Origin of the sequence: Bacillus sp. FSL K6-3154 (assembly GCF_040869395.1) — a bacterium.
Lineage (GTDB): Bacteria > Bacillota > Bacilli > Bacillales > Bacillaceae > Bacillus > Bacillus safensis.
The window spans coordinates 1,123,638-1,149,366 of record NZ_CP152033.1; the positions used below are offsets into that span (position 1 = coordinate 1,123,638).

Sequence of the window (25,729 nt, forward strand, 5' to 3'; positions counted from 1 at the left end):
TTATTAACATTTTATTCATATTTGCTTGTTACACTTTTTTCAAGTGAAGAAAAAGGAGTGACATGCTTTTGATCAGACATTTTCAGAAATTTGATATTTATTTATTTTTCATTTTGATCTTATCTGCCATCTTAAACATTTATAACATTTGGGAAGATGATACGGTGAATGCGTATTATACTGCGGCTGTCACTAGTATGATGCAAAGCTGGCATCATTTCTTCTTTGCTTCATTTGATCCAGCAGGGTATGTCACGGTGGATAAACCCCCGCTCACCTTCTGGCTGCAAACGATCAGTGCCAAAATTTTTGGTCTGCATGGATGGAGCGTCATCTTGCCTCAAGCTTTAGCAGGCATTGGATCTGTTTATCTAATCTACCGTCTTGTCAAACCAACTTTTGGTCAAGCAGCGGCGAGATTAGCGGCACTTATCATGGCGTGTACACCTATTGCGGTTGCTGTATCCCGCACAAATAATATTGACAGCTTACTTGTCTTTATACTTTTAGTAGCAACAGGAATGATGTTCAAGGCTGTAAAACAGCAAAAGGTGCTTTGGGCAATTTCTTCGTTTGCGATGATTGGCGTCGGCTTTAATACAAAAATGCTGCAAGCCTATATGATCGTACCAGCACTCATTCTTTTTTACATCATTGCCTACCGAACGACATGGAAGAAAAAGTTGTTATCATTAATGATTTCAATGATTGTTCTTTTAGGTGTATCTGCTTCTTGGTCTATAGCGGTTGATCTCACTTCCAAAGACAATCGTCCTTATATGGGATCAAGTCAATCGAACTCAGCACTAGAATTAGCCTTTGGTTACAACGGTCTTCAGCGGTTGACTGGTCAACAGTCTGGCGGGGGAGGCGGCACAAATCAGGGTAAGGGACAGCCGCCTTCACAGCAGGGTGATCAGCAAAATGACAATGATCCATCCACCATGCCTCAGCCGCCATCTCATGGAAATCAAAACAACTCAGACAATTCAAACCAATCATCCAGTCAGAAACAGCCTTCAATGCAAGGACCACCAAGCAATGCAAACGGCACAACACCACCTGATATGCCTTCAGGCGGTAATGGTGATGGACCGCCAAATGGCATGGGCGGAAAAATGGGAAATGGCTCCGGCATGTTTGGTACAGGAACCAAGGGACCGTTACGTCTGTTCCAATCTGAACTGTCCGATCAAATCAGCTGGCTGCTTCCATTTGCAATCTTCGGTGCGATTGGTATCTTCTTCTCGACTGCCTTTGAAAGAAGACGTCTCAATACAAAACAAAAAGAAACACTATTTTGGTTAGCATGGCTTATTCCTGTAGCTGCATTTTTCAGTGTAGCAGGATTTTTCCATCATTATTATTTGATCATGCTGGCACCGCCAATTGCTGTATTAGCAGGAGCCGGATGGGTTTCTATGACACAATTGTTCCAAACAGGAATTGGGTTTAAAAAATGGCTGCTTCCAATTGCGATATTCGTCACAACAGCATTTGAAATCTTTATCCTATCTACTTTTACAAGCACGATCGGTCTTGGACTAAGCATTGCAGTCGGTATCCTTGGTGTTGGAACAATCCTTTCTCTGCTTTTGATAAAAGGAAAAGAAAAACTAAAACAATTCGTGTCTCTCATCGCCATCCTTGGCATGCTGATTGCACCACTATACTGGGCAAGCACACCTCTTCTTTATGGGGGAAACAGTATGCTTCCAGAGGCTGGTCCTCAGCTTGCAACTTCAAGTGGCAGCATGAGTTCAAAAGTCAATGAAAAGTTGATCAGCTATCTTGAGAAAAACAATACGGGAGAAGAATTCCTATTCGGAACAACAGATGCAACCACTGCTTCACCTTACATTATTAAAACAGGAAAAGCTGTTATGGCATTAGGTGGATTTAGTGGATCTGATAACATTCTCACGCTTAGTGAATTCAAACAGCTCGTCAAAGACGGCAAAATCAAGTACTTCTATCTTTCTGGTATGAGAGGCGGCAGCTCTGACATTCTCACTTGGATTCAAAAAAATGGCAAAGAAGTATCTGCTTCTAAATGGCAGAACAGCTCTACATCCAAAACGAACCAGCAAACAGACAGCCAACAATCAGAACAAAATGATCAGTCAAATGGAAGAATGGGCGGAATGGAAAGCGGCACTCTTTATGAACTATCCGTTGATTAATTCATCTATTAAAAGGGAGGAAGGATGACTGATGGAAAAGAACATACGATATTCTATTGTAGTCCCAGTCTATAATGAAGAACTTGTGATCCATGAATCCTATCAGCGACTGAAAACAGTCATGGATTCGACAGGAGAAGCATACGAGCTTCTCTTCGTCAATGACGGTAGTATGGATCGAACAGCTGAACTAATTAAAGGGTATTCCCAAAACGATCCGAATGTAAGACTCATTGATTTTTCACGTAACTTCGGACACCAAATTGCCATTACAGCTGGGATGGATTATGCAAAGGGAGAAGCGGTCATCGTGATAGATGCAGACCTGCAAGATCCGCCTGAATTGATATTAGAGATGATCGCAAAATGGAAAGAAGGCTATGAAGTCGTATACGCCGTGCGCATCAAACGAAAAGGCGAAACTTTTTTCAAAAAGCAAACCGCTTCCCTTTTCTATCGCGTTTTACGTCAAATCACCGAAGTAGATATCCCAATCGACACCGGTGACTTCAGGTTAATGGATCGTAGAGTGTGCCATGAAATGAGAAAAATACGAGAAAAAAATCCATTTGTTCGCGGCCTAGTCAGCTGGGTAGGTTTCAAACAAATTGCAGTAGAGTACGTTCGAGATGAACGTCTAGCAGGAGAAACAAAATACCCGCTCAAAAAGATGCTCAAGCTCTCGATGGATGGAATCACTTCCTTTTCCTATAAACCTTTGAAGCTAGCGAGTATAGCAGGAATTGCCCTTTCCGCTATCGGATTCATTTCAATGTTTCTTGTACTTTACTTAAAAATTTTTACAAACAGCACCATTACAGGATGGAGTTCATTAATTGTCATACAGCTGTTCTTTAGCGGCATCATCCTCTTTATGCTGGGAATGATTGGGGAATACATCGGCCGAATCTACGACGAGGCAAAAGATCGACCACTTTACATCGTAAGAGAGAGTTACGGGCTTCAGTCAAAGCCACATCCTGTTCAACCCCCTGTTCATTTCAAGCAATACAAACAGCATTAAAAAAGCGTGTGAGACCTCTTTAAAGGTCCCGCACGCTTTTTGTATTAAGCGGCTGTTTCAAACCGCTTTCTGTTGATGAAGAAAGAAAGAGTAATCATCAGATAAATGCCCATTGTGACCATCGTTTGGACAATTGGAGTTGTTGACACAACGCCGATGAAAATGGCCATGATCGCAATCACAGAAAACCATGTTGTGAAAGGATACAGCTTCACGCGATATCCTCCTGGTTCTGCTACACTTCGAGATTTTAAATGACCGACAGCAATAATAAACCAGATGAATAAGACCGTATAGCTTAAAGATCCCATTAAATAATTAAAGGTTTGACTTCCTACAAATAGAGAAATCAATACAGCGGCATACAATGTAGATGTACACACTAGGATCGCTCTGACAGGCACCTGCTGTTTTGATAGCTTTGAGAAGCCCTTCCATACACGCCCATCCATCGCTTGCGTATAAAGTACCCTTGAGGATGCGTACAGCCCAGAGTTCATAGAAGACAAGATCGCTAGTAAAATGATACCGTTCATGATGTCACTTGCATATGGCACGCCTATCGTTGCAAACACGGTGACGAATGGACTCACTTGCTCATTGTTTACTTGATTCCAAGGAATCAAGCTGACGATGATGAAGAACGGCAGTACATAGAAGCCGATGATTCGTACAAATGTACTTTGAATGGCCTTTGGGATGACTTTTTCAGGGTTTTTTGTTTCTGCTAATGTGACCCCGATCATTTCAGTCCCGCCATATGAATACACCACAACAAGCATGGCCGCAATTAAGCCGCCTGTTCCATTCGGGAAAAATCCTCCGTGGTCGGTTAAGTTGGATAATCCCGGTGCTGCATGCTGACCAAATGAGACAAACAACATGGTTAACCCAATGATAATAAATAAAAGAATGACAGCAATTTTAATAGAAGCTAACCAGTACTCTGTCTCAGCAAACATTTTAACAGAACAAACATTGATCAATGTCACAACAAGTGAAATGATTAACACAAGTATCCAAATCGGCACTTGTGGGAACCAGTACTGAATAAAGATCGCAGATACGATTGCTTCTGCTGCAATGTTCAGCACCCACATTTTCCAGTATATCCAGTCTAAGAAATAAGCCGGATATTTGCCTAACACCGGTTCAATTAAATCACGGAATGTTCTTGCGCCAGGGCGTGCAACCGTCATTTCGGCAAGTCCTTGCATAATAAATAATAAAATAAGACCACCAATCATATATGCCAAAATGACAGCAGGACCTGCGATATCAATTGCAGAGCTGCTTCCTTTAAACAGACCAGCACCAATTGCTCCGCCAAGTGCGAGCATCATAATATGCCTTGACGTCATTGTTCGTTTTAACTGCACATGTTCCTTTTCCATTTTCTATAGCTCCTTTAAATTTGAATCTTCAGACAAATATAGGATAAAAGCATATAAAAAGGCCAGTCATCTCCTTGAAGAGACGACTGACCTTGCAACCGCGTTACCACTCTAATTGATTCAGCCATAGCTAAATCCAACTTAAAACCCGTTAACGGAGGTCACACGTAAAGACTTACTATTCATTCAGTCTTACCGCTCTTTGAGCGAGTTCAATGATTCGTTTTACTGCGTTGCACCAACCCGCAGCTCTCTTAAAAAAACGGATGTTCATCTACTATTCTCAAGTCAAAGCGTTTATAGTCAATTTGTATATTCATCAAAGATTTTATTTTTTAAATATACTGACTAACCACGCAATTGTCAACATCCTTTTTCAGACATTCTCTTTTAACGAATCCAAACAGCGACTTCATCCATCGGACGGCGCGTTTTGCCGCGCTTCGGCTCAGTCACACGATAACCAAAGGCTGCCATGACAGAAATATCATACTGACCATCCTCAAGCAGCCCTTCTTCATCTAGAATGCGATGAATCTCATCGTAGCTGAATCCTTCAACTGGGCATGAATCAATGCCAATTTGTGCAGCGGCTGTCATCATGTTTCCAAGGGCAATATACGTTTGTTTTGAAGCCCAATCAAAGAGCGTGCGTTCATTATCTAACAAATGAAGATCATTCTCTTGGAATTCTTGATAGCGTCCCTTCACCATCTCGAACGTTTCGTCTGACATTCCTTTGATTTGCTTGTTGATATATTCTGCATATGCTGAATCATAACGGGCGTCTGTTCTTGCCAAGATGATCACAAAATGGCTGGCAGTAGGAAGCTGCTTTTGCGCTCCCCATGTATACTCTTTTAATTTTTCTCTCAATGCTTCATTTTGAACAACGAGGAACTTCCAAGGCTCAAACCCTACAGAGCTTGGGGAAAGTCTTCCTGTTTCTAAAATAAATGAAAAATCATCCTCTGGTATTTTTTTCGTTGGATCAAACTCTTTTGTCGCATGGCGGAACTCATACGCCTCAATGATTTCTTTTTTTAATTGCTCTTTGTCTCGCATTGTCTTCATCCTTTCTATTAACCAATTAGGGTGTGTGTTTCATCAATCCAATTTCTTTCCATTCCCATATAGAAATTGTTATGATAAAAAAACAACAGCCCGAATGTGTGATGTGATATCTCTATGGTATAAGAAAAGCTTCGAGTGATTCAAGTACGCACATTTTTGTTCGTTAGTTACCATCTTGTTCGTGTATCACCAAATTTATCTTAGAAAGGCGTGTTAAGATGAGTGCACCATCCAACCCAGTCAGTATTGTCAATCATGGCTGTCCCGTTTCAGTGACGACAAGTGTCATCGGAGGGAAATGGAAAGGAGTGATCCTTTATCATTTGACTTGCGGACCAAAACGCTACAATGAATTGCGCCGGCTACTGCCAAGAATTTCTCAGCGTGTCCTCACACTGCAATTGCGTGAGCTTGAACAAGACGGCGTTGTCCATAGAGAAGTCTATGAGGAGGTCCCCCCTCGTGTCGAATATTCCCTCACTTCTCTCGGAAATACATTAAAGCCTATCATTTTCGCTATGCGTGATTGGGGCGAATCCTACGGGAAAGAAGCGCGCCCAAAAGAAAAAAGCTGCCATCTCTAGCAGCTTTTTTTTTAAGATGAAATTGCCGTTGGTTCTTGCTGTGGATCATCCTTCACAAACAGGATGCCAAGCTGATGATGCTCCCCTTCGTAAGAAGCACGTTTCTCAAATCTTGTCTGACCATTTAAGCCAATAATCTCGAGCTTTGTTAGAGCACGATTGGTTTGAAGGGCTTCATAAAATTCCGAAACGGTTTTGACTTCAATTCCATTCACTTTTGTGATGACTTCTCCGATCTCAAGCTTTAAATCAGCCGCTGGTGTATTCGGAATAATCCCCAGCACCATCAGCCCTTGATTACGCTTAGAGAAGTAGAACGGGGCAGCATTGTCATTGACCCTCTGCTTCCATGAGAGAAAGGCTCTTCCTATCACCGCAATCAATACAGCTCCCCAAGCAATCGGTTCAAACCAAATACTTGCAGCACCTAATAAGGCGACAGCGAGTCCGAGCATAAGAATACGCCGCGCTGTAATTTGAATACTAACAATTGGCAGTGAGCCTTGAATTCTCTGACCGAATCCGATGATATATGGAATCAAAATAAATGAAAAGCTTTGATCATGCACTTGAAGCACCGGCCACCATGGCAGAGAAGAAGTGAATTCACCTGCCGGCATCAGCAAAACAAGCGGTAAAAGCCACAGACGGTTTGCCCGCTGCTGACCAATTAAAAGTCCTCTCGCACTCATCACCATAGCAGGCGATGTACGTAAATGCGCCGTTCGATAGGCTAGAATTCCCTCGGTCATTAATAGAAGTCCTAGCAGAATGACAACGGCTGATGCATTCATCATTGAGAGCTGCGGCAGCCAAGAATGACTCACTTGGAAATGCATCAGTCCAAGTGCCGCAATAAAACTGAAACCGAGTGTGTATGCAGACGAAAGCGCACTCGCCTTAAAGAATAAAGAGAAAACGATGGTCATCGCTGCAATCAGCACGATGAATCCAGGGGGGAGGGCAATCCCTAAGCCTACTGAAATAACGGATAGGCAAATCCCTAGAATCCATCCCTTTGAATATGTAAATTTAAGTTCATCGTATACATCTTCTATTCTTGTTTGAAACGCTTTTCTCTCCCGCTTTACGCGGATGTAGCCATGCAATAGGCTGATTAATATCATGAAATAAAAAAGAGGATGGATTAAAAACAGACCGACCGCTTTTAATCCGGCTCCCATCCACTCCGAGCTCATTATCGTTCACCGCCCAAGTCAAGCATTTTCTCTTATTCTATCAAATAAATCGATGCTTGACATCAGGTTTATTTCTCCTGATTCATCCAAAGTGTGACATTCGACAGTGAAAAATCTTTTAAGTAGTGATTGACATCTACATCTAGTATGCCGCCGAGCAGCTGCATCGACCTCTTGATGTCGGTTAAGTTTATACCAAGTCTCTTATGATTATCCATTAAATAATTGAAGTATATCTCAGCACAGTCTTCATCGATTTCGTCGACTGATTCTACCGTTGTGTAATTGACCAAGTACCTGCTTAACAGCATGAGCAGACTTAATGCCTTTGTAGCGGAAAACGTCACATCTTTCGTACGACTCTTAAGTTCCTCTACCAACTCGTAATATTTTTTCTCTCTCACAATACTTGCCCTTTTCAATTGTGTACCCCCATTTACTAGTTCTTTTAAGAAAAGCGCAAACCTCGGTACAGCTTAATGCTCAAGCTGAATATCCGCAAAAAATAAAATATTTAAAATGAGTGCTACTTTTTATTGTAAGAATTATTTATGTAACATACAACTTTCAAAAGTTTCATTTTCATGACATGTTTAAATCAACAGAAAGTCTCTTATATACATATGTTATCGGGTAAAATTGAAGGAATGTTATGTTTTTTGTAAAATAAATGAATATATTTCTCGATATAATTTATTTTTAATCATAAATTATTACATGTTCATGACACTTATGAACCAAAAAAAAGAGGCTATTATTCGCCTCTTTATTTTTTAAGATATAGTGCTTTTAGTGCAGTCTGTAATTGAAGGTCATTTTTTTCGTAAGATTTCACTTCATCCACCATTTTGTTCATCATTTCTGCTGTTTTTAAATCAATGACACCTGATTTATCGAGATTGTATGTGCTTTGGAAGGCAAGTACGGCCTTTTTCGTTTCTTCATCAAAGTATCCATCTACTCTGCCAGGGTCAAATGACAATCCCTTTAACAGCGTCTGCGCTTGTCTCACTTCTTCATTGTTCATATCAAGCTGAAGTGGTTCTTTCAGCTGAAGCGGACCTGCGGTAAAGTAATCCGGCTGATGAATCGCAATTGTCGGTACGACGCCTTTTTTGTGAATCCAATTGCCTTTTGGCGTGAGCCATTTATACAGCGTTAATTTAATATTACTTCCATCTCCCATCGGAACCGCCTGCTGCACAGTTCCTTTTCCAAAGGAGACATCACCGACAACTTCATACTTTCCAGCTTCTTTCATGGCTCCAGCAAGTATTTCCGAAGCGGAAGCACTGCCTTTATCAATTAAGACGTTGACTGGGTAAGGCTTTTGTTCTTTCAGTTTTGAAAAATATCGTTTCCGGTCGCCATTCCGTTCTGCGATTTGAATATAGGGCTGATCCTTCGTAATAAAATGTTTCAAAATATCTTCCACACTTTGCAGATAGCCGCCAGGGTTTCCTCTCACATCCAGTACAAGACCTTCTATGCCCTTTTTCTCGAGCTGTTTCAGGCTTGACGTGAAATCCTTCGCCGTATCTTCAGAGAAGCTGGAGATCGCAATATAGCCTGTTTTATGACCATTGACCTCTTTTACAGTGGAAGTCACTGTTTCAAGCGGGATTTCTTCTCGTTTGATATGGAACGTCAGCTCTTTTTCAATCCCGTTTCGTTTGATTGTTAAGGCGACAGACGTACCTTTTTTTCCTCTTATTTTCAGTACAGCATCGTTTAAGCTTTTTTCTTTCATCGGCTCACCGTCAATGCTGATGACCTCATCTTTTGGCTTTAGACCTGCTTTTGCCGCAGGGGATTTTTTAAAGGCGGAGACGATAATGATCTTTCCTTCATCCATCCCCACTTCTGCCCCAATTCCCTCAAAGGAAGAATCAAGCGAATCAGAAAATTGCTTTGCGGTCTGCTTGTCCATGTATACTGAATACGGATCGTTTAACGTCGAAAGCATTCCTTGGATCGCGCCTTCAAGCAGCTTTTGCCGATCCACTTCCTCTACATATTCATTTGAAATAAGGTCATAGGCTTTCTCGATCTTTTCCATCCCATTCTCTTTCGCCTTATCACTTGATTGAGCTTGTCCAGCCATTGCAGCGGCTGCTTGCGTTGACTCCGCATGAGTTCCCTCTTTATGCGTCATCACACCTGCACTTATTAAGAGAACGACACTTGCCATAATAGATGCGATTTGTTTTTTCATATTTGGCCTCCTTCTTCAACTCTTCCTGATGACCTGAGTTATTATATGCCAGAAGAAGGGATTTCATGTAAAGACATTCTCCCGTGAAGGCTTGACGAATCATTTTATTAGGTGTAATTTTTATTTTGTTATGATTGAGAAGGAGTCTTCGCTATGTATATTATCTTGACGATGCTTTTATTAGGAATTTTATTAGGTTTTGTAGGAGCAGGCGGGGCGGGATTTGTCATCGCATTGCTTACATTAATTTTTGATATCCCTATCCATACCGCACTCGGGACGTCATTAGCCGCTATGGCATTTACGACACTATCAGGTGCATACAGCCACTACCGGGAAGGGAACATTCAGCTGAAATCTGGTTTGATTGTCGGGGCTCTTGCTTGTATCGCTTCTTTTGCTGGGGCTAAGGTTGCTCCTTTTATTCCAGAAGAGAGTCTGCACTATTTAACAGCAGGAATGCTTTTTTTATCGGCTGTTTTTATGATGATCAAACTATTTGTTCTTAATGAAGAGGCTGAACAGCAGCCGCTTTCTTCACGTCAGCTGATGACAAGAGGCATTATTTTAGGCCTTGTGTCTGGTATGCTGTCAGGCATGTTTGGTATCGGGTCTGCACCATTCATTCAAGTAGGGCTTTTGATTTTACTGAAGCTGTCGATTCGGCAAGCCGTTGGCACGACCATGCTTGTCATTATTCCGATTTCCATCGGCGGTGGAATTGGATATATTTCAGAGGGTTATGTTGATTTTATCTTGCTGATTCAAATATTAATTGGAACCGTATTAGGCGCATTTATCGGCGCGAAATTTACACGCCTTGCACCGAAGCTCTTATTAAAATCAGCTGTTCTGTTAACACCTATTATTGCCGGATTACTGCTGCTGTTTTAATTCTATCTAGACCAAAAAAGCCGATAACATCATGTTATCGGCTTTTTGATTAGCGGATATATTGCGCTGGATTGACTGCATTTGATTTTGCGCCATTCCATAATCCTTTATGAATTTCAAAATGAAGGTGCTGACCATGCGATTGGCCGGTATTTCCCATATAGCCAAGGAATTGTCCTTGTTCGACTCTCTGTCCTGTTGACACACTTCTTGTAGACAGATGGGCATATACAGTTTGATACGTCTGTCCATTGATATTGTGCGTAATGAACACAACATTTCCATAGCTCGATGAGTAGCTTGAGTTTGTGACGGTTCCAGATGCTGCTGCATAGACAGGAACTGTGCCCTTTGCTGCAATATCTAATCCGAAGTGGTTTCCGCCAGAACGTCCGCCAAAACCAGATGAGAATCGGCCAGCAGCTGGTTTAATAAAGCCTGAGCTGCTTGCTGGTGTATCAGATACTTGATCTGAGCCGCCGCTGTGAGGTGCAGGTGCATTTTTTTCAGCTGCTTGTTTTGCTTTCTCTGCTTCTTCCTTTTGTCGGTGTGCTTCCTCAGATTTCACTGCCGCTTTTTGATTCGCAAGGATTTCTTGTTCATTCTCAAGCTTGCCTAGTTCATCATGTGCATGATTTTTTTTATCTGTCACATCACCTAAAATGTGTTCTTTTTCTTTGTGCTTCTTAGATAAATCTTTTTTCAGTGCTTCTAGCTCTTTCAGAGATGTTTCAAGTCCGCTTAGCTGATTATTTAGCTCTGCTTCTTTTTGCTCCACCAGCTTTAAATCATTTTCATGTTCTGTAATCATGTCTTTGTCTGCTTCGACAATCGTTGTGACAGCCCCAACACGACCGACAAAATCACTAAAGCTGCGAGCACCTAGCAGCACATCTAAATAGTTGATCGTACCGCCGCTTTTTTGCATTGAACGAATTCGGTCTTTGAAAATGGCTTTTCTTTTTTCAATTCGCTCATTGATGACTTGAATGTCTTTTTTTAGCTTCTTGATCTCTTGCTTCGTTTTTTTAACTTCTTTCTCTTTTTCAGCGACTTTTTCAGTTGCAGTACTTACCTTTTGGTCAATTTGTTCAATTTCTTTCTTGAGCTTTGATTCTTTCTTTTCAAGCTTTGCCAGCTCTGACTTCTTCTTCTTCAAGCTTGATTCAGTCTTCGATGTTTTCTCTTCGATTTGTTGACGTTTTTGATCTAGGTCTTCGTATGCGAATGCACGATTCTCGTTCCCTGGAATGTATAGCCACGTTGTTCCAATAAACGCTGCCATTCCAGCCATCATCAGCTTTCTTTTCAAAACGATATTCCCCTCCCATGACAACTGTCGACATGAAGAGCCGACCGGATGAATCAGATCAACCGGTCACATCTTCTATAGAATCCTCGAATGCTGCCATCAAAATATATTTATACTTTTAAGAATTTACGGATAGACGTTAAGCTTCCCCATACACCAATGATTGCACCGATCACTAGCAGGATCAGTGATACTTGATAGACAAACGGGTTGTATGGAAGCATTGAAATAAATGAGCCTTGTACTCTCGGTGCGACCCAGCCTACTGCATATTGATACGTGCCAAGCAATAGGGCAATTGGTATAATGGAACCAAATACACCGAGCAATAATCCTTCAATGAAGAATGGCCAGCGGATAAACCAGTTCGTTGCACCTACCAGCTTCATAATCTCAATTTCTTTGCGTCTAGCAAAAATTGTAATTTTGATCGTATTGGAGATTAAGAACATAGCTGTAAATAACAGCCCGATAATGAGCACAATACCGACATTACGCGCTACTCCGACTACATTAAAGAGTCGGCTGACCTCTTCTTTTCCATAGGTTACTTTATATGTACCCTTTAGTTTTTCTAATTTCTTCGCTACTTTTGGTGTATCGTGAGGATCTGTTGTTTTCACAATAAACGCATCGTTTAATGGATTTTCTTGATCAACAAGCCCCATGGATTGTCCATTTTCTCCAAAGCTTTTAATCAGTGCTTTCAGTTCGTCATCCTTAGATGAGTACTTCACATCACTGATTTCAGGAATCTTTTCAATTTCTGCTTTTAATTCATCCTGCTGCTTTTGATTCGCCGTTAATTCGATTAATACTTTTACTTCTACTTCTTTTTCAGCGTTCGATGCCATGTTATTCAAGTTGAGCATAATCACAAGGAAAACCCCAACTAAAATCAATGTGACAGTAACCGCACTAATTGATGCAAATGTCATCCACGTGTTTCTTCCAAGTGAACGGAAGCTCTCACGTAAATGCCGCGAGAGAGTTTTAATCATAAATTCCGTACTCCCCTCTTGCTTCGTCACGCACAATCATTCCATCTTCGATTGCAATGACGCGTTTCTTCATGGTGTTTACAATTTCTTTGTTGTGTGTTGCCATAACCACTGTTGTCCCGCGGTTATTAATCTCTTCGAGCGTCTTCATGATTTCCCAAGAAGTGTCTGGATCAAGGTTTCCTGTCGGCTCATCTGCAATGACGACCTCAGGGCTATTGACAATCGAGCGGGCAATAGACACACGCTGCTGTTCACCGCCGGACAGCTGGTCAGGAAATTGACGCGCTCTGTGCTTTAGCTGAACCAGATCGAGAACATCAAGCACTTTTTTCTTAATGATATGAGGCTGTTCACCAATCACTTCAAGAGCAAATGCCACGTTCTCAAACACAGTAAGAGTTGGAAGCAGCTTGAAATCTTGGAATACTACGCCAATTTCTCTTCTTACGTAAGGAATTTCTTTTTCCTTCATTGATCCTAAATCTTTGTTATTAATTAAGATTTGCCCTTTGGTTGGCTTCTCTTCACGATACATCATTTTGATGAAAGTGGATTTACCAGCACCACTGGGACCAACAACATACACAAACTCTCCTGGATGGATAGAGACATTGATTCCATTGATCGCCTTTACGCCATTAGGATAGATCTTGTAGACTTCCTTCATTTGAATCATGTAATCACCTAATCTTTTCTTATTCGCTGACTAACAGCTTATCATGATGTTTTGACACTTCTCGTCAAAAAACGTTATGTATGGTCACGCACATACCCTTCGATACTTACTAACAATTTATGTCCTTTTCATCCAAAAAGATGAAAAAATTGAATCGTCTAAATTTCAACAACTCCAATTATACGTCATGAATCGACGCAATGGTATTACATTTATATTTCAAAACTTATAAATAAAAGGTAAATAGAACAATCAAAACCGAAAAACGTGCCTTTATACCCTTATTTTTTAAATAAAATTTAATATAATGCGTTTTCATACTATTTAAAAGTCTTTTTCTACATATAAAAAACAAAAAACCTTGTCGATTAGACAAAGGTTTTATTTTTTCTCTGCAAGCCATTTTGCTACTTCTTTTGCTTGTTTCTCATCTACCATACCGCTTGGCATAGAGCCTTTACCATTTTGCGCAATATCTGCGATTTGGCTTTCATTATATTTCTTCCCTACTTCTTTCAGGCTTGGTCCGCCTCCGCCAGATAGGTCTTTCCCATGACAGCCAATACAGTTTTGCTGATAGATCTCCTCACCACTGCTCACAGATGAAGCACTTTTGCTGCCTTCTTTGTCACTGCTGCTTGAATTTCCTCCACAAGCCGCGAGAACAAGAAGCATCGCTGCAAATAGCATCGTTAATCCGCTTTTTTTCATCTATTTCCCTCCCTTACAATCATTTGGTCAACGCTATTATATCCTTGTTTATGCCCTTTTAAAACCCTCACCAAGCACCTCTTTTGCATCCATCACGATGACAAATGCTGATGCATCGATTGCTTTCACCACTTGTTTCAACTTTGTGAATTGTGACTGCCCAACGACACACATCAAAATCGGGCGGTCATGATCGGTATATCCTCCAACTGCTGAGATCTTCGTCACACCACGGTCAATTTGATCAAAAACCGCCTGTCTGACCTCATCTTCATGCCCTGTAATGATCATTGCCATTTTTGAATGACTGAAGCCAGCCTGTACCACATCAATCGTTTTACTAGAAATAAACACACCAATGACCGCGTACAGCCCCTCTTCAATTCCAAAGACCGTCATCGCAGCCAGAACAATCAAGCCATCCATCATCGCTAAACAGGTGCCTAGCGTGAGTCCTGTGTACTTATTGATGATTTTGGCAGCGAGTGCCGTTCCACCCGTTGATCCATTCCCAAGGAACACGAGTCCTATTCCGATCCCAATGACCACACCGCCAAAAATAGCCGCCAGCAGTGCTTCATGTGTGACAGGTGCAATATGTCTTGTGACAAACACCATGAAAGGTAAAAAAATTGAGCCAACGAGTGTTTTCACCCCAAATGTACCGCCTAATAAATAAAAGCCAGCGATAAACAATGGAATATTGAGCCCCCATTGCACATAAGCCGCTTCAAAGCCGAATGACTGCATAATGGTACTAATGCCGCTCACACCGCCTGCTGCGATCTGATTTGGTAATAATAACGTATTAAATCCAATCGCCACGATGGCTGATCCGATTAAAATGAACAAATAATTTTTCACTTCGATCCAAAATTGTGAATGTCCCTGCTTCATGTCTTTCTTCCTCCGTTACTTCTGAATGCACACCTATTTTAAGCCCTCTTAAAACGATTGTAAATAACAGCCAAATGCAGTGCTAATGGATTAATACTTTATCACACAGACGGATCAGCGCACTTGCCGGTTGGCATAGGAGTAAATGATGGTATATTTAATATGTACATGAGAAAGAAGGGGCATGCGATGAAGAAAATACTGAAGATAACAGGTATGACATTACTTGCACTGATCATCTTAGCTTTTGGTGCTTTCTATACATGGAGCCGCTTTACATATGGATCATCAGAAGCATTAAAAAAACAGGTCAACATTGAGCAAGTGGAACATAAAAACAATGTTTATACATTTGAAGCACCAAAAAGTGATACTGGCATCATTCTCTATCCTGGGGCAAAGGTGGAACCACTTGCGTATGCCTATATCGGGGATACGCTGATGAAAAAAGGCTACTCTGTCTTTATCCCTGACATGCCATTTTCCTTTGCGATTTTCAATCCAAACAAAGCGCAGGACATCATCAAAGATCACCAAACGATCAAACACTGGTATATTGGCGGACATTCACTTGGCGGGGCAGCTGCCGCTATGTTTGCAGAAAAAAATCAGAGCAAGCTCGATGGACTCTTTTTTCTAGCATCTTATCCAGCATCAGATGATCTGAAACAATCTTCATTGAAAGTCCTTTCTATTTCAGGTGAAAAGGATGGGCTCGCAACACAAGAGAAAATCAAGAAATCGAAAGCAAATCTGCCGTCTCAAACCGTTTATCATGAAATAAAAGGCGGAAATCATGCGCAGTTTGGCATGTACGGCAAACAAAAAGGAGATCAGCCAGCGGACATTCCAGCCCTGTCGCAGCAAAATGATCTCATCCAGACAATGCTTGACTGGTTGAAGCCAGCAAAAAAGCTCCCATAACGGGAGCTTCAGCGTGTAGACAAACCCTCGCATTCTTTGTCAGTCCTGCGCGTTGGTGCTCACGAATGTTCAATTCGCTCCGCGCCAAAGCTCGTCCTTCCTAGACTTCAAAGGTTTTCTATCACGCTGAAAAGAAGACAAAGAGCTAAAATAAAGATCATTTTAGCCCTTTGTCAACAGTCTGAAAGCTCCCGTAATGGGAGCTTTTCATTATTATTTTTTTGTCACTTCTAAAAATTCTTCAGCATCTGCTACAGCCAAACGAATGGCTTCTTCCCAAAATGCTTTTTGAGTAAGATCAACACCTAGATGCTTTTTGGCTAAATCTTCTACTGTCATTGAAGCAGTATCTTTTAATAATGCAATGTATTTCTCTTCAAAAGATGTGCCAGCCTGCAATGCTTTTGCGTAAATTCCTAACGAGAACATGTATCCAAAGGTGTATGGGAAATTATAAAATGGAACATTCGTGATATGGAAATGCAGCTTAGACGCCCAGAAATGCGGATGGTATTCATCTAATGAGTCACCGAACGCTTCCTTCTGCGCTTCGACCATCAATTCATTCAACCGATCAGCCGGCACTTCTCCTTTTTTACGTTCTTCATAAAAGCGCTGTTCAAATAAGAAACGAGATTGAATGTTCATGAAGAAAGCTACACTGCGCTGCAGCTTATCCTCTAACAGGCTGAGACGCTCCTCTTCATTTGCCGCTTCTTTTAATGAAGCATCAGCTACAATCATTTCTGCGAAGGTCGACGCTGTTTCAGCTACATTCATTGCGTATTTGCGATTCAGAATGCGAACATCCTGCATCACTTCCTGATGGAACGAATGACCAAGTTCATGCGCCAGTGTCGCCACATTGGATGGACTTCCTGAGAAAGTCATAAAAATACGTGATTCTCCGCTGTCAGGGAAATTTGTACAAAAGCCGCCTACCCGTTTATTTGGACGGTCCTCAGCTTCTACCCAGCGTTCATTAAAGGCTTTTTCTGTAAAAGCAGCGAGCTCTTCTCCAAATCCAGCGAAATGTTTCACAATAAAAGCAGCTGCTTCTTGATAAGGATAAATTTTGGTCTCACTGCCGATAGGAGCCCCAACATCGAACCAGCTCAGCTTATCCACTCCAAGCATGTCAGCTTTTCGGTGTAAATAATCAATGAATGGCTGCTTATGTTCATCAATCACAGACCACATCGTATCAAGGGTTTCTTGTTTCATACGGCAAATTTCAAGCGGCTCTTTTAAAATGTGATCCCAGCCTCTTGCTTCATACACTTGCAAACGAAAACCAGCAAGGTGATTGAGCGTACTAGCAAATAAATGTTCATCCTGCGTCCATGCATGCTCTAGGTTGTGGTAAACGGCCTTTCTGACTTCACGATCTGAATCATCCATCGCATTTTCTGCTTGGCCTACAGAGATCATCTGTGTTTCTCCATGCTGTTCAAACGGAATGGTAATTTTATTCACTAAGCTGGAATAAAGCTCATCCCACGCATGATACCCATCTACAGCCAGCTTTTGAATCAGCGTTTCTTGTTCAACAGGTAATTGATCCTTCACACGGTCTCTCCGCTCATTTAATATGTAGCGGACATCTGAAAAGGCGGTTGAATTCATCAATTCTTCCCACTTGTTTGCTGGGATAGCAGCAAGCGCTTGATCAAACAGTGCAAGGATGGTTCCTAAATCAGCTTCCAGCTTGGCAATCGTACCTCGAAGGCTGCCTGCTTTCATATCCTTCGTATTTTGAGCTTGGAGGCAGGTTACAAATGAACCTGCTTGAGATAATTTTTTATATGTAGTTTCATACGTGTCAAGGACAGACGTTAATTTGCTTTCAATGTGTGTATCTTCTTTTGAAAAGGCATTCACCTTTTGTCGTAATTCATCTAATAGCTGCTGAATATTTTGCAGGTATGTCTTAAATTCTGGTGAAGAACTGCCTCCTTTAAAAAAGGTATCTAAATCCCACGTTTCTTGCAATGGTGTTAATCCCAAAATATTTCCCCCTTTATTTGCTAATTTCATCATACAAAGGATATAGAATCAGTATGTCGTATGTATTCCTTTATATTCATTATATTTTCTCACAATTAAAAAAACCCGGCAAGAAGCCGAGTTTTTATGATAATTTCGAACGCAGGTACGCATCGATAAATGAATCTAAATCTCCATCCATCACCGCTTGAACATTTCCCATCTCCGTATTGGTTCGATGATCTTTCACAAGAGAATAAGGGTGGAATACATAAGAGCGGATCTGGCTTCCCCAGCCAATTTCTTTCTGCTCTCCTCTGATTTCATCCAATTCTGCCTGCTGTTCTTCGATCCGTTTTTGATAAAGTTTCGATTTCAGCATTTTCATCGCACGTTCTCTGTTTTTAATTTGTGATCTTTCTGTTTGGCACGTCACGACGACATTCGTTGGAATATGTGTGATCCGAACGGCAGAGTCCGTCGTATTGACGTGCTGCCCGCCAGCTCCGCTTGCACGGTACGTATCTACCTTGATATCCTCTGTCCGAATATCAATATCAATTTCTTCATTGAATTCCGGCATGACATCACAGGAAACGAAGGATGTATGTCTGCGGCCAGAAGAATCAAAAGGAGAAATACGAACCAAACGATGGACACCTTTTTCAGCTTTTAAGTAACCGTACGCGTTATGCCCTTTGATGAGCAAAGTCACAGACTTAATTCCTGCCTCATCACCTGGAAGGTAATCAAGCGTTTCGACCTTAAAGCCTCTGCGCTCTGCCCAGCGAGTGTACATTCGCAGAAGCATAGAACCCCAGTCCTGTGATTCAGTACCGCCTGCACCTGGGTGAAGCTCCAGAATGGCATTGTTTTTATCATAAGGTTCGCTTAAGAGAAGCTGCAGCTCAAATTCGTTAAACTGCTTCGTTAAGTTCTTCAGCTCTTTTTCAAGCTCTGCATGAAGCTCCTCGTCATAATCTTCCTTTAATAAGTCATGCGTCATTTGCAGCTCTTCATGCGATTCACTGAGCTCATGGTAGGAATTCACAGAATCCTTCAGTGCATTGGCTTCATTAATAACGCCTTGAGCCTTTTGCTGATCATTCCAAAAATCAGCCTCTGACATCGTCGCTTCAAGCTCTGCGATTTTGGCCTCTTTTGTTTCTAAGTCAAAGAGACCCCCTAAAATCAGCTAGCCTGCTAGCCATATTTTCAAGCTCTTGTCTAATTTCTACTAATTCCATATCCTTCACCTCATAGATGTATGGGGGCTGACATGAATAGAAAGAGGTTTTCACCTCTTTCCATTACTTATTCTGTCTTCCCATGACAATTTTTATATTTCTTGCCGCTTCCGCAGTGACATGGGGAGTTTCGTCCAATGTCTACGACTTTACGTACCGGCTTCTTCTTCACTGTCTTCTCCTCATCGCCCTCTTGCGGCTGATGAGCCGTTGTTTGACCTTGAACCACTTCTTCACGTTCTAGGTTGTTTTGGATTTCTGATTTCAAGACATACTTGGCCACATCATCTTCAATTGAAGCAACCATATGCTCAAACATCGCAAATCCTTCCATTTGGTATTCACGAAGCGGATTCGTTTGTGCGTATGCACGTAAATGAATACCTTGACGCAGCTGATCCATTGCATCGATATGATCCATCCACTTCGAATCCACCGCTCGAAGAACGATGACTTTTTCAAATTCACGCATTTGTTCTTCGCCAAATGTTTCTTCTTTTGCATCGTATTTTTCTTTAATACGATCCATGATGAAGCTTGTGATTTCATCTGCTTCTTTACCGAAGATATCTTTGACCGTAATGGCACCTTCGTCTAAATAGTTCGTGTTGATTAATTCAACAAGACCATCTAGTTTCCATTCTTCAGGCAGCTCTTCTTTTGGCGTATAAGATCCCACAGCACGCTCAATTGAAGATTGGATCATATTGATGACAATTGATTTTAAGTTGTCAGAATCGATGACTTCAAAACGCTGTTTGTAGATTACTTCACGCTGTTGACGAAGCACATCGTCGTATTGCAGAAGCTGCTTACGGGAATCAAAGTTGTTCCCCTCTACACGTTTTTGAGATGATTCAACGGCTTTAGACACCATTTTACTTTGGATTGGTGTAGAGTCATCCATACCAAAGCGGTCAAGCATCGCCATCGTCCGCTCTGCACCAAATCGGCGCATCAATTCATCTTCCATGGAGAGATAGAATTGGGTAATCCCTGGGTCTCCTTGACGTCCAGAACGTCCGCGAAGCTGGTTATCAATACGACGGGATTCATGACGCTCTGTCCCGATAACAGCCAGACCTCCAAGTTCTTTTACACCTTCTCCAAGCTTGATGTCTGTACCACGTCCTGCCATGTTTGTTGCAATGGTCACAGCACCTTTTTGACCAGCCTCTTCAATAATTTGTGCTTCACGCTCATGGTTTTTTGCGTTTAACACTTGATGAGGAATGCCTTTATTTTTAAGCAGCTTAGAAATAAGCTCAGATGTCTCAACTGCTACTGTTCCGACAAGAACTGGCTGCCCTGTCATATAGCGCTGCGCAACATCCTCAGCCACTGCTTTAAATTTACCATCCATTGTGCGGTAAATTAAATCAGGTCTGTCATCACGAACCACTGGTTGGTTGGTCGGGATTGACACAACCTGCATGTTGTAAATGTTACGGAATTCTTCTTCTTCCGTTTTTGCTGTACCAGTCATACCAGATAATTTTTCATACATACGGAAGTAGTTCTGGAACGTAATTGTTGCTAGTGTCATGCTTTCGTTCTGTACTTCAAGACCTTCTTTTGCCTCGATGGCTTGATGCAGCCCTTCACTATAACGGCGTCCTTTCATTAAACGTCCTGTGAAGGAGTCAACGATGACTACTTGGCCTTCTTCTACCACATAATCCACGTCTTTTTGCATCGCAACATGTGCCTTCAGCGCCTGAGCGATGTGATGGTTCAGCGCGACATGTTTGACATCAAACAGGTTCTCAATGCCGAATGCTTTTTCCGCCTTCGTCATTCCGCTTTCAGTCAGCTGCACACTTTTTGTTTTAATATCATACGTGAAATCATCTTCGATTTTTAATGTGCGGACAAATGCATTGGCTTGTACATAAAGCTTTGTTGATTTCGCAGCTTGTCCTGAAATAATAAGAGGTGTTCTCGCTTCATCAATTAAAATGGAGTCAACCTCATCGATCACGGCATAATGAAGCGGTCTCTGAACCATTTGCTCTTTGTACAGCACCATGTTATCTCGTAAATAGTCAAAGCCGAGTTCATTGTTTGTTGAATACGTGATATCAGCGGCGTACGCTTCTCTTTTTTCATCTTTGTCTAAGCTGTTTAAGTTTAAGCCGACTGTTAAACCAAGAAACTCAAAAATTTTGCCCATTTCCTGCGCATCACGGCTTGCCAAATATTCGTTGACTGTCACGATGTGGACGCCTTTTCCAGAAAGAGCATTTAAATAAACAGGCATTGTTGATGTCAATGTTTTACCTTCACCTGTTTTCATTTCAGCGATGTTACCTTCGTGAAGCGCGATGCCCCCCATGAGCTGTACCTTAAATGGGAACATTCCTGTTACGCGGCGGGATGCCTCGCGAACCGTTGCAAATGCTTCAACCAGCAGGTCATCCACGGATTGTCCTTTTTCAAGTTTTTCTTTAAATTCAATCGTTTTATTTCGTAAAGCCTCGTCAGATAATTTTTCAAAATTTTGAGCGAGAGCTTCGATTTCATTTGCCTTTTTTTCATATCGGCTGATCGTACGTTTCGTAGGATCAAACACTTTGTTTAAGATTCCAAGCATATAATAACGCTCCTCTATTTCATGCAATTTTTCGGCATGTCCAAAAGTTTGACAGGTCCATATTTACCTGCATTTATCATACCATACCTTCTTTCATTTCCAAAGAATTTGCCATAATTTCGCACAAAAAACCCGCCCCTTATGAAGGGAACGGGTTTACTTTATTTAGGTTGTTTTTAAATCAGCATCAACTGATATTTAAGCGTTTGGCTCAATGAGTCCATATTTACCGTCATTTCGGCGATAAACCACATTGGTCAAATTTGTCTCAGCATTTGTGAAAACGAAGAAACTATGACCTAACATGTTCATTTGGAGAATGGCCTCTTCACTATCCATCGGCTTTAAGTTGAAACGTTTTTGTCTGACGATTTCTGTTTCATCAATCTCTTCGTCATCTTGAACTGCTACTTCAGCCGTACCATTTCCTCCAGCAAATAAGTGCTTTTTGGCACCTTGCTCGCGGAATTTACGGTTTACTTTTGTTTTGTGCTTTCTAATTTGACGTTCTAATTTACTGGCTGCTAGGTCTACCGCATTGTACATATCCTCATTATGCACCTCAGCTCGAAGTGCTAGATCAGTCATTGGAATGGTAACCTCAACTTTAGATTCTTGATCGTTGTAAAACTTCAAGTTCACGTTGACTGAAGCATCTACATCTGTCTCAAAATAACGCTCCAGCTTTCCAATTTTTTTCTCGACATGATCTCTTAGTGCAGGTGTTACGTCGATGTTTTCTCCTCTGACATTGTAATTCATGTAAAGAACGCCTCCTTTAAAATTAAGGATATGTAAACCTATTTCTACTTTTCCCTCCTTTTCTCCTGCTCAAACGTAAAAAAAATGTGAATATTTATTGAAATTTGTCGAATTTTGCGGTGCTTCAACTGTTGCTTGATAGGTGATGAATATATATTCGGCTGATTCTTGAAAAAGACCAGCGCACATTAAATGGTAAAAGACGAAATCGATGTTTTCAGCGATTGAGATAAGGATTTTAAATCCTCCGCAGCGGCTTTCATCTCCTCATTGGCCGCTAATGATTCTTCAACAGCAGCAGACATGTACTCTGTTTCTTCTGAGTTTCGTTTCGCACCTTCTTCAATGACACCAACCGTTTGAGAAATTTCCTCTGTACTAGCAGAAATTTGTTCTGCAGTGGCTGACAGCTCTTCTGCTTTCATTGAAATATCACGAATAGATTCCAAGATTTCATGAAAGCTCTGTTCAGATAATTGTGATACTTTTACACCCTCTGCTACATCACGCTCGACCTTCGTCATCGATTGTGATGACTTTTCTGTATCTTTGTTCACGTTCTCGAGTAATTGGCTAATTTGATCTGTCAGCTGACTAGATTCTTCTGCCAGCTTCCTCACTTCATCGGCTACAACTGCAAAGCCTCTTCCATGTTCTCCTGCCCTTGCTGCTTCTATAGCTGCGTTTAAAGCAAGCAAATTCGTTTGGTCAGCAATGGCATGAATGTGACCTAACAGGTCTTGAATGCCTGTAAACTGTGCTTGCACATTGGCCATTGTGGAATGGTGTTCATTCACAGACTCTTTTATAGAACTCATTTGTTTCACAAACTGTTGAATAAGGGCCGCGCCCTCTTCAGCCTTTTCAGTCACTGAAATTGAGTGACCCGAAACATCGGATGTGTGTACAGCTGCATTTTGCATGCCAGTCGACACTTCCTGAATGGCGGATGCTACTTTTCCGACCGCATCTGATTGTTCACGTGAAGCTTCACTGACCTGTTCAATCGAGCTAGATGTCTGCTCACTAGCCGATATCGTTTGACTGATGGTTTCCTCAAATTGAGCAGCAGAATCAGCAAGCTGTCTTGATCCGCTTTGCACCTGCAAAATAAGCTGACGCAAATGAGCCGTCATTTGATTAAAGGCTGTGCCGAGTTGACCAATCTCATTTTTAGAGGTCACTTCAATCTCTTCAAGGGTAAGATCACCATCTGCCATCCTTTTTGCGGCATTTGTGACAGAAACAATTGGTTTTGTCATGCGATGAACAAATCTGATCCCAATCACCAAAAGGCCAACAATAATCGCTGCACTGACCAAAATGAGTGTAAGCAATAATTGATTACTATCTTGATTGAGCAGATTGATTTTTTGATCACGTTGTTTTAGCTGATTTTGAGCGAACTCTTTTGTAAAGGTATGTATTTCTTGTTCGATAGGTTGTAATTCTTGATTGAGGCGGGTGTTGAATTCTTTTTGATTTTGCATATTTAATGAATTAAATAATCGATTTGTTGAGGTGTAGTAGAGATAATTTTTTTCTGAGATTTGATCTAATAGATTTTTTGCTTGTTTGACCGTACTCATTTTCGAAGCTTCTGCTGTTTTCTTATTAATATCTTCATATGTTTGCTCAATTTTCTGCAAATTTTCAGCATCTTGCACGACGACATATGTTTTAATCTGTGCTTCCTGCTTTTGAAGAAGCGCTTCTAATTCCAGCGAGGTCTGATAAAGCTTCACTTCCTTGCTTAATAGCGCTTTATAGGATTGATCTGTTTTGTAATAGAGAAAGCTTGAGAATCCTAACATACTGACAAACAATACACATATGACAATAAGCCCAAATAAAAATTGATTTTTTAGTCTCATAATTTCCTCCGAATGGTCTGAATTGGACAAAAATTAATGAATGACATACGGCCTCATACAGGCATGTATTTCATCCATCCACTTTCTATATTCAGGTATAAAGTATGTTTTCAGGAATGATTGGAAGTGATTTGAAGGGAATGTATAGAAAGCTAGTATATCAAAACTTAAAAATATTTGATCAAACGAACGAATCGTTTTGGCAAAGTGTTCATTTTCAATAATTGAAAGCAGAAGAGGATGTGTTGTGTCTAAATGAAAGAAGGCATGGATCAGATCATTAAAGATCCGATCCCCTTCTGTTTTGTCAAAATCCTTCTCAATTTCATCTAAATAGTTTAGACTCTCTTCTATCGTGTATAGAAGTTCATAATATGTGGTTAATAAAATATAGTCATTTGAACGATACGCCACAGGTCTCACCTATTTATTTCCGTTTATCGTAGTATACGCCGTCACTTGTTATGGGCTGGTATGGATTTTGATAATTCAGCTGTTTTGTTTTCTTTTTTTGAATGGCTTGAATATCTGCTTTTATCCCATTTTGGATAACCGTTAATTGTTTCGCCATCTGTTGATCTGTTTGGATGATTTCTCGAATTTTCTCTTTTTCTTGATCCGTCAATTCATGCTGTATATCTCTCATTAATTCGTCTCTCTCAATTAAAAAGGCATCAAAGTCTTCAACAAGTGTCTCACTTTGCGGATTTTCCGCTATTTCGGCTGCCATTTTTAATGTTTGATCATGCAGCTGGTCCACAATACTCATAGAGAACCCCCGATAGAGTGGTGACGGCCTTTACGATCGGTTTGAATGACTTCCTTCCACGCATCACGGAAGTCAGTTACGTACTCTTCTACTTCATTCAATATCTCTTCGTCATTTTGAAGATTGGCTTCTATCAGTCTGCGATAAATGTAATCATACATACTTGCCATACTCTTTGATACGTCATAGGAACGATTTAAGGTGACATTTAATTCTTGAATGATGTTTTGAGCCTTTTTTAGGTTCAAGTTTCTCGTTTCTGCATCCTCTTTTTGAATGGCATGCTTCGCTATTCTGATGAACTTTAAGCAGCCTTCATAAAGCATAAGCGTCAACTCGGCAGGTGTTGCGGTCTCAATAGAATTTTTCTGATAGGCGGCATAAGGGTTCTGTATTGCCATATGTTA

Annotated in this window: 23 protein-coding genes and 1 other annotated feature; of the genes, 5 read left to right on the forward strand and 18 right to left on the reverse strand. The window is 41.1% G+C overall.

From position 1 onward, the window contains the following. The first annotated feature begins 68 nt into the window (after nucleotides 1–68). Nucleotides 69–2,183 (forward strand): glycosyltransferase family 39 protein, encoded by a 2,115-nt coding sequence (locus MHH61_RS06060; RefSeq protein WP_125585981.1) that lies wholly within the window; start codon nucleotides 69–71, stop codon nucleotides 2,181–2,183. Nucleotides 2,184–2,214: 31 nt separating this feature from the next. Then, nucleotides 2,215–3,207: a glycosyltransferase family 2 protein gene (locus tag MHH61_RS06065; protein ID WP_368004466.1), complete on the forward strand. Its 993-nt coding sequence runs from the start codon at nucleotides 2,215–2,217 to the stop codon at nucleotides 3,205–3,207. 44 nt (nucleotides 3,208–3,251) lie between these two features. Here MHH61_RS06065 and MHH61_RS06070 read toward each other — a convergent pair whose 3' ends face one another. After that, a complete protein-coding gene (locus MHH61_RS06070; RefSeq protein WP_024426239.1) occupies nucleotides 3,252–4,601 on the reverse strand; it encodes an amino acid permease in 1,350 nt (449 codons plus the stop codon). A gap of 75 nt (nucleotides 4,602–4,676) precedes the next feature. Beyond that, nucleotides 4,677–4,902: a binding site (T-box leader), on the reverse strand. A gap of 89 nt (nucleotides 4,903–4,991) precedes the next feature. Then, nucleotides 4,992–5,666 carry an NAD(P)H-dependent oxidoreductase gene (locus tag MHH61_RS06075; RefSeq protein ID WP_125585979.1) on the reverse strand — a complete coding sequence of 225 codons (675 nt, stop codon included), beginning with the start codon at nucleotides 5,664–5,666 and terminating at the stop codon, nucleotides 4,992–4,994. 227 nt (nucleotides 5,667–5,893) lie between these two features. Here MHH61_RS06075 and MHH61_RS06080 point away from each other — a divergent pair, with 227 nt between their 5' ends. Further along, nucleotides 5,894–6,259 carry a helix-turn-helix domain-containing protein gene (locus MHH61_RS06080; RefSeq protein WP_024426240.1) on the forward strand — a complete coding sequence of 122 codons (366 nt, stop codon included), beginning with the start codon at nucleotides 5,894–5,896 and terminating at the stop codon, nucleotides 6,257–6,259. 11 nt (nucleotides 6,260–6,270) lie between these two features. Here MHH61_RS06080 and MHH61_RS06085 read toward each other — a convergent pair whose 3' ends face one another. The 3 genes from MHH61_RS06085 to MHH61_RS06095 form a co-directional block, all read right to left on the reverse strand. Next, on the reverse strand, nucleotides 6,271–7,458 hold the full coding sequence (locus MHH61_RS06085) for a PDZ domain-containing protein (protein ID WP_024426241.1): 1,188 nt from the start codon (nucleotides 7,456–7,458) through the stop codon (nucleotides 6,271–6,273). Between the two features lie 68 nt (nucleotides 7,459–7,526). Continuing rightward, nucleotides 7,527–7,880, reverse strand: a complete 354-nt coding sequence (locus MHH61_RS06090; RefSeq protein ID WP_007500014.1) for a swarming motility protein SwrAA — start codon at nucleotides 7,878–7,880, stop codon at nucleotides 7,527–7,529. 344 nt (nucleotides 7,881–8,224) lie between these two features. After that, nucleotides 8,225–9,673, reverse strand: coding sequence for a S41 family peptidase (locus MHH61_RS06095; protein WP_125585977.1), 1,449 nt, complete (start codon nucleotides 9,671–9,673; stop codon nucleotides 8,225–8,227). Nucleotides 9,674–9,826: 153 nt separating this feature from the next. Here MHH61_RS06095 and MHH61_RS06100 point away from each other — a divergent pair, with 153 nt between their 5' ends. After that, nucleotides 9,827–10,567 carry a sulfite exporter TauE/SafE family protein gene (locus MHH61_RS06100; protein WP_024423598.1) on the forward strand — a complete coding sequence of 247 codons (741 nt, stop codon included), beginning with the start codon at nucleotides 9,827–9,829 and terminating at the stop codon, nucleotides 10,565–10,567. A 49-nt stretch (nucleotides 10,568–10,616) separates the two neighbouring features. Here MHH61_RS06100 and MHH61_RS06105 read toward each other — a convergent pair whose 3' ends face one another. From MHH61_RS06105 to MHH61_RS06125, 5 genes are all read right to left on the reverse strand, one after another. Then, nucleotides 10,617–11,879, reverse strand: a complete 1,263-nt coding sequence (locus MHH61_RS06105) for a murein hydrolase activator EnvC (RefSeq protein ID WP_034623763.1) — start codon at nucleotides 11,877–11,879, stop codon at nucleotides 10,617–10,619. Nucleotides 11,880–11,989: 110 nt separating this feature from the next. Continuing rightward, nucleotides 11,990–12,880: a permease-like cell division protein FtsX gene (ftsX, locus tag MHH61_RS06110; protein ID WP_024423600.1), complete on the reverse strand. Its 891-nt coding sequence runs from the start codon at nucleotides 12,878–12,880 to the stop codon at nucleotides 11,990–11,992. After that, nucleotides 12,873–13,559, reverse strand: a complete 687-nt coding sequence (gene ftsE / locus MHH61_RS06115) for a cell division ATP-binding protein FtsE (RefSeq protein WP_024423601.1) — start codon at nucleotides 13,557–13,559, stop codon at nucleotides 12,873–12,875. The genes ftsX and ftsE overlap by 8 nt, the downstream gene beginning before the upstream one ends. A 381-nt stretch (nucleotides 13,560–13,940) precedes the next feature. Next, complete coding sequence (gene cccB / locus MHH61_RS06120) at nucleotides 13,941–14,270, reverse strand: cytochrome c551 (RefSeq protein WP_024423602.1); 330 nt, start codon at nucleotides 14,268–14,270, stop codon at nucleotides 13,941–13,943. Nucleotides 14,271–14,318: 48 nt separating this feature from the next. Next, entirely contained in the window at nucleotides 14,319–15,167 is an 849-nt protein-coding gene (locus MHH61_RS06125; RefSeq protein ID WP_024426245.1) for a YitT family protein, read from the reverse strand. A gap of 189 nt (nucleotides 15,168–15,356) precedes the next feature. Between MHH61_RS06125 and MHH61_RS06130 the strand changes: the two genes are divergently transcribed. Then, nucleotides 15,357–16,091 carry an alpha/beta family hydrolase gene (locus tag MHH61_RS06130; protein WP_125585975.1) on the forward strand — a complete coding sequence of 245 codons (735 nt, stop codon included), beginning with the start codon at nucleotides 15,357–15,359 and terminating at the stop codon, nucleotides 16,089–16,091. Nucleotides 16,092–16,304: 213 nt separating this feature from the next. On the opposite strand, the gene MHH61_RS06135 is transcribed toward MHH61_RS06130, so the two are convergent. From MHH61_RS06135 to fliS, 8 genes are all read right to left on the reverse strand, one after another. Next, entirely contained in the window at nucleotides 16,305–18,098 is a 1,794-nt protein-coding gene (locus MHH61_RS06135) for a M3 family oligoendopeptidase (RefSeq protein WP_125585971.1), read from the reverse strand. 124 nt (nucleotides 18,099–18,222) lie between these two features. Next, nucleotides 18,223–19,324, reverse strand: a protein-coding gene (gene prfB, locus MHH61_RS06140) for a peptide chain release factor 2 (protein ID WP_098677688.1) whose coding sequence is annotated in 2 segments (ribosomal slippage) — nucleotides 18,223–19,251 and nucleotides 19,253–19,324 — 1,101 coding nt in all. Because the reading frame shifts where the segments join, the coding sequence is not laid out codon by codon here. Nucleotides 19,325–19,391: 67 nt separating this feature from the next. Next, the gene (gene secA / locus MHH61_RS06145) at nucleotides 19,392–21,917 is read right to left on the reverse strand and encodes a preprotein translocase subunit SecA (protein ID WP_041107999.1); all 2,526 of its coding nucleotides are present in this window, start codon (nucleotides 21,915–21,917) and stop codon (nucleotides 19,392–19,394) included. A gap of 198 nt (nucleotides 21,918–22,115) precedes the next feature. Then, a complete protein-coding gene (gene raiA, locus MHH61_RS06150) occupies nucleotides 22,116–22,679 on the reverse strand; it encodes a ribosome-associated translation inhibitor RaiA (RefSeq protein ID WP_024423608.1) in 564 nt (187 codons plus the stop codon). Nucleotides 22,680–22,867: 188 nt separating this feature from the next. Then, entirely contained in the window at nucleotides 22,868–24,553 is a 1,686-nt protein-coding gene (locus tag MHH61_RS06155) for a methyl-accepting chemotaxis protein (RefSeq protein ID WP_125585969.1), read from the reverse strand. 33 nt (nucleotides 24,554–24,586) lie between these two features. Continuing rightward, a complete protein-coding gene (locus MHH61_RS06160) occupies nucleotides 24,587–24,967 on the reverse strand; it encodes a hypothetical protein (RefSeq protein ID WP_024426250.1) in 381 nt (126 codons plus the stop codon). A 13-nt stretch (nucleotides 24,968–24,980) separates the two neighbouring features. Continuing rightward, nucleotides 24,981–25,322, reverse strand: a complete 342-nt coding sequence (fliT, locus tag MHH61_RS06165; protein WP_041115575.1) for a flagella biosynthesis regulatory protein FliT — start codon at nucleotides 25,320–25,322, stop codon at nucleotides 24,981–24,983. Then, nucleotides 25,319–25,723, reverse strand: coding sequence for a flagellar export chaperone FliS (gene fliS / locus MHH61_RS06170; RefSeq protein ID WP_024423612.1), 405 nt, complete (start codon nucleotides 25,721–25,723; stop codon nucleotides 25,319–25,321). Before fliS ends, fliT begins: the two co-directional genes overlap by 4 nt. Between the last annotated feature and the right edge of the window lie 6 nt (nucleotides 25,724–25,729).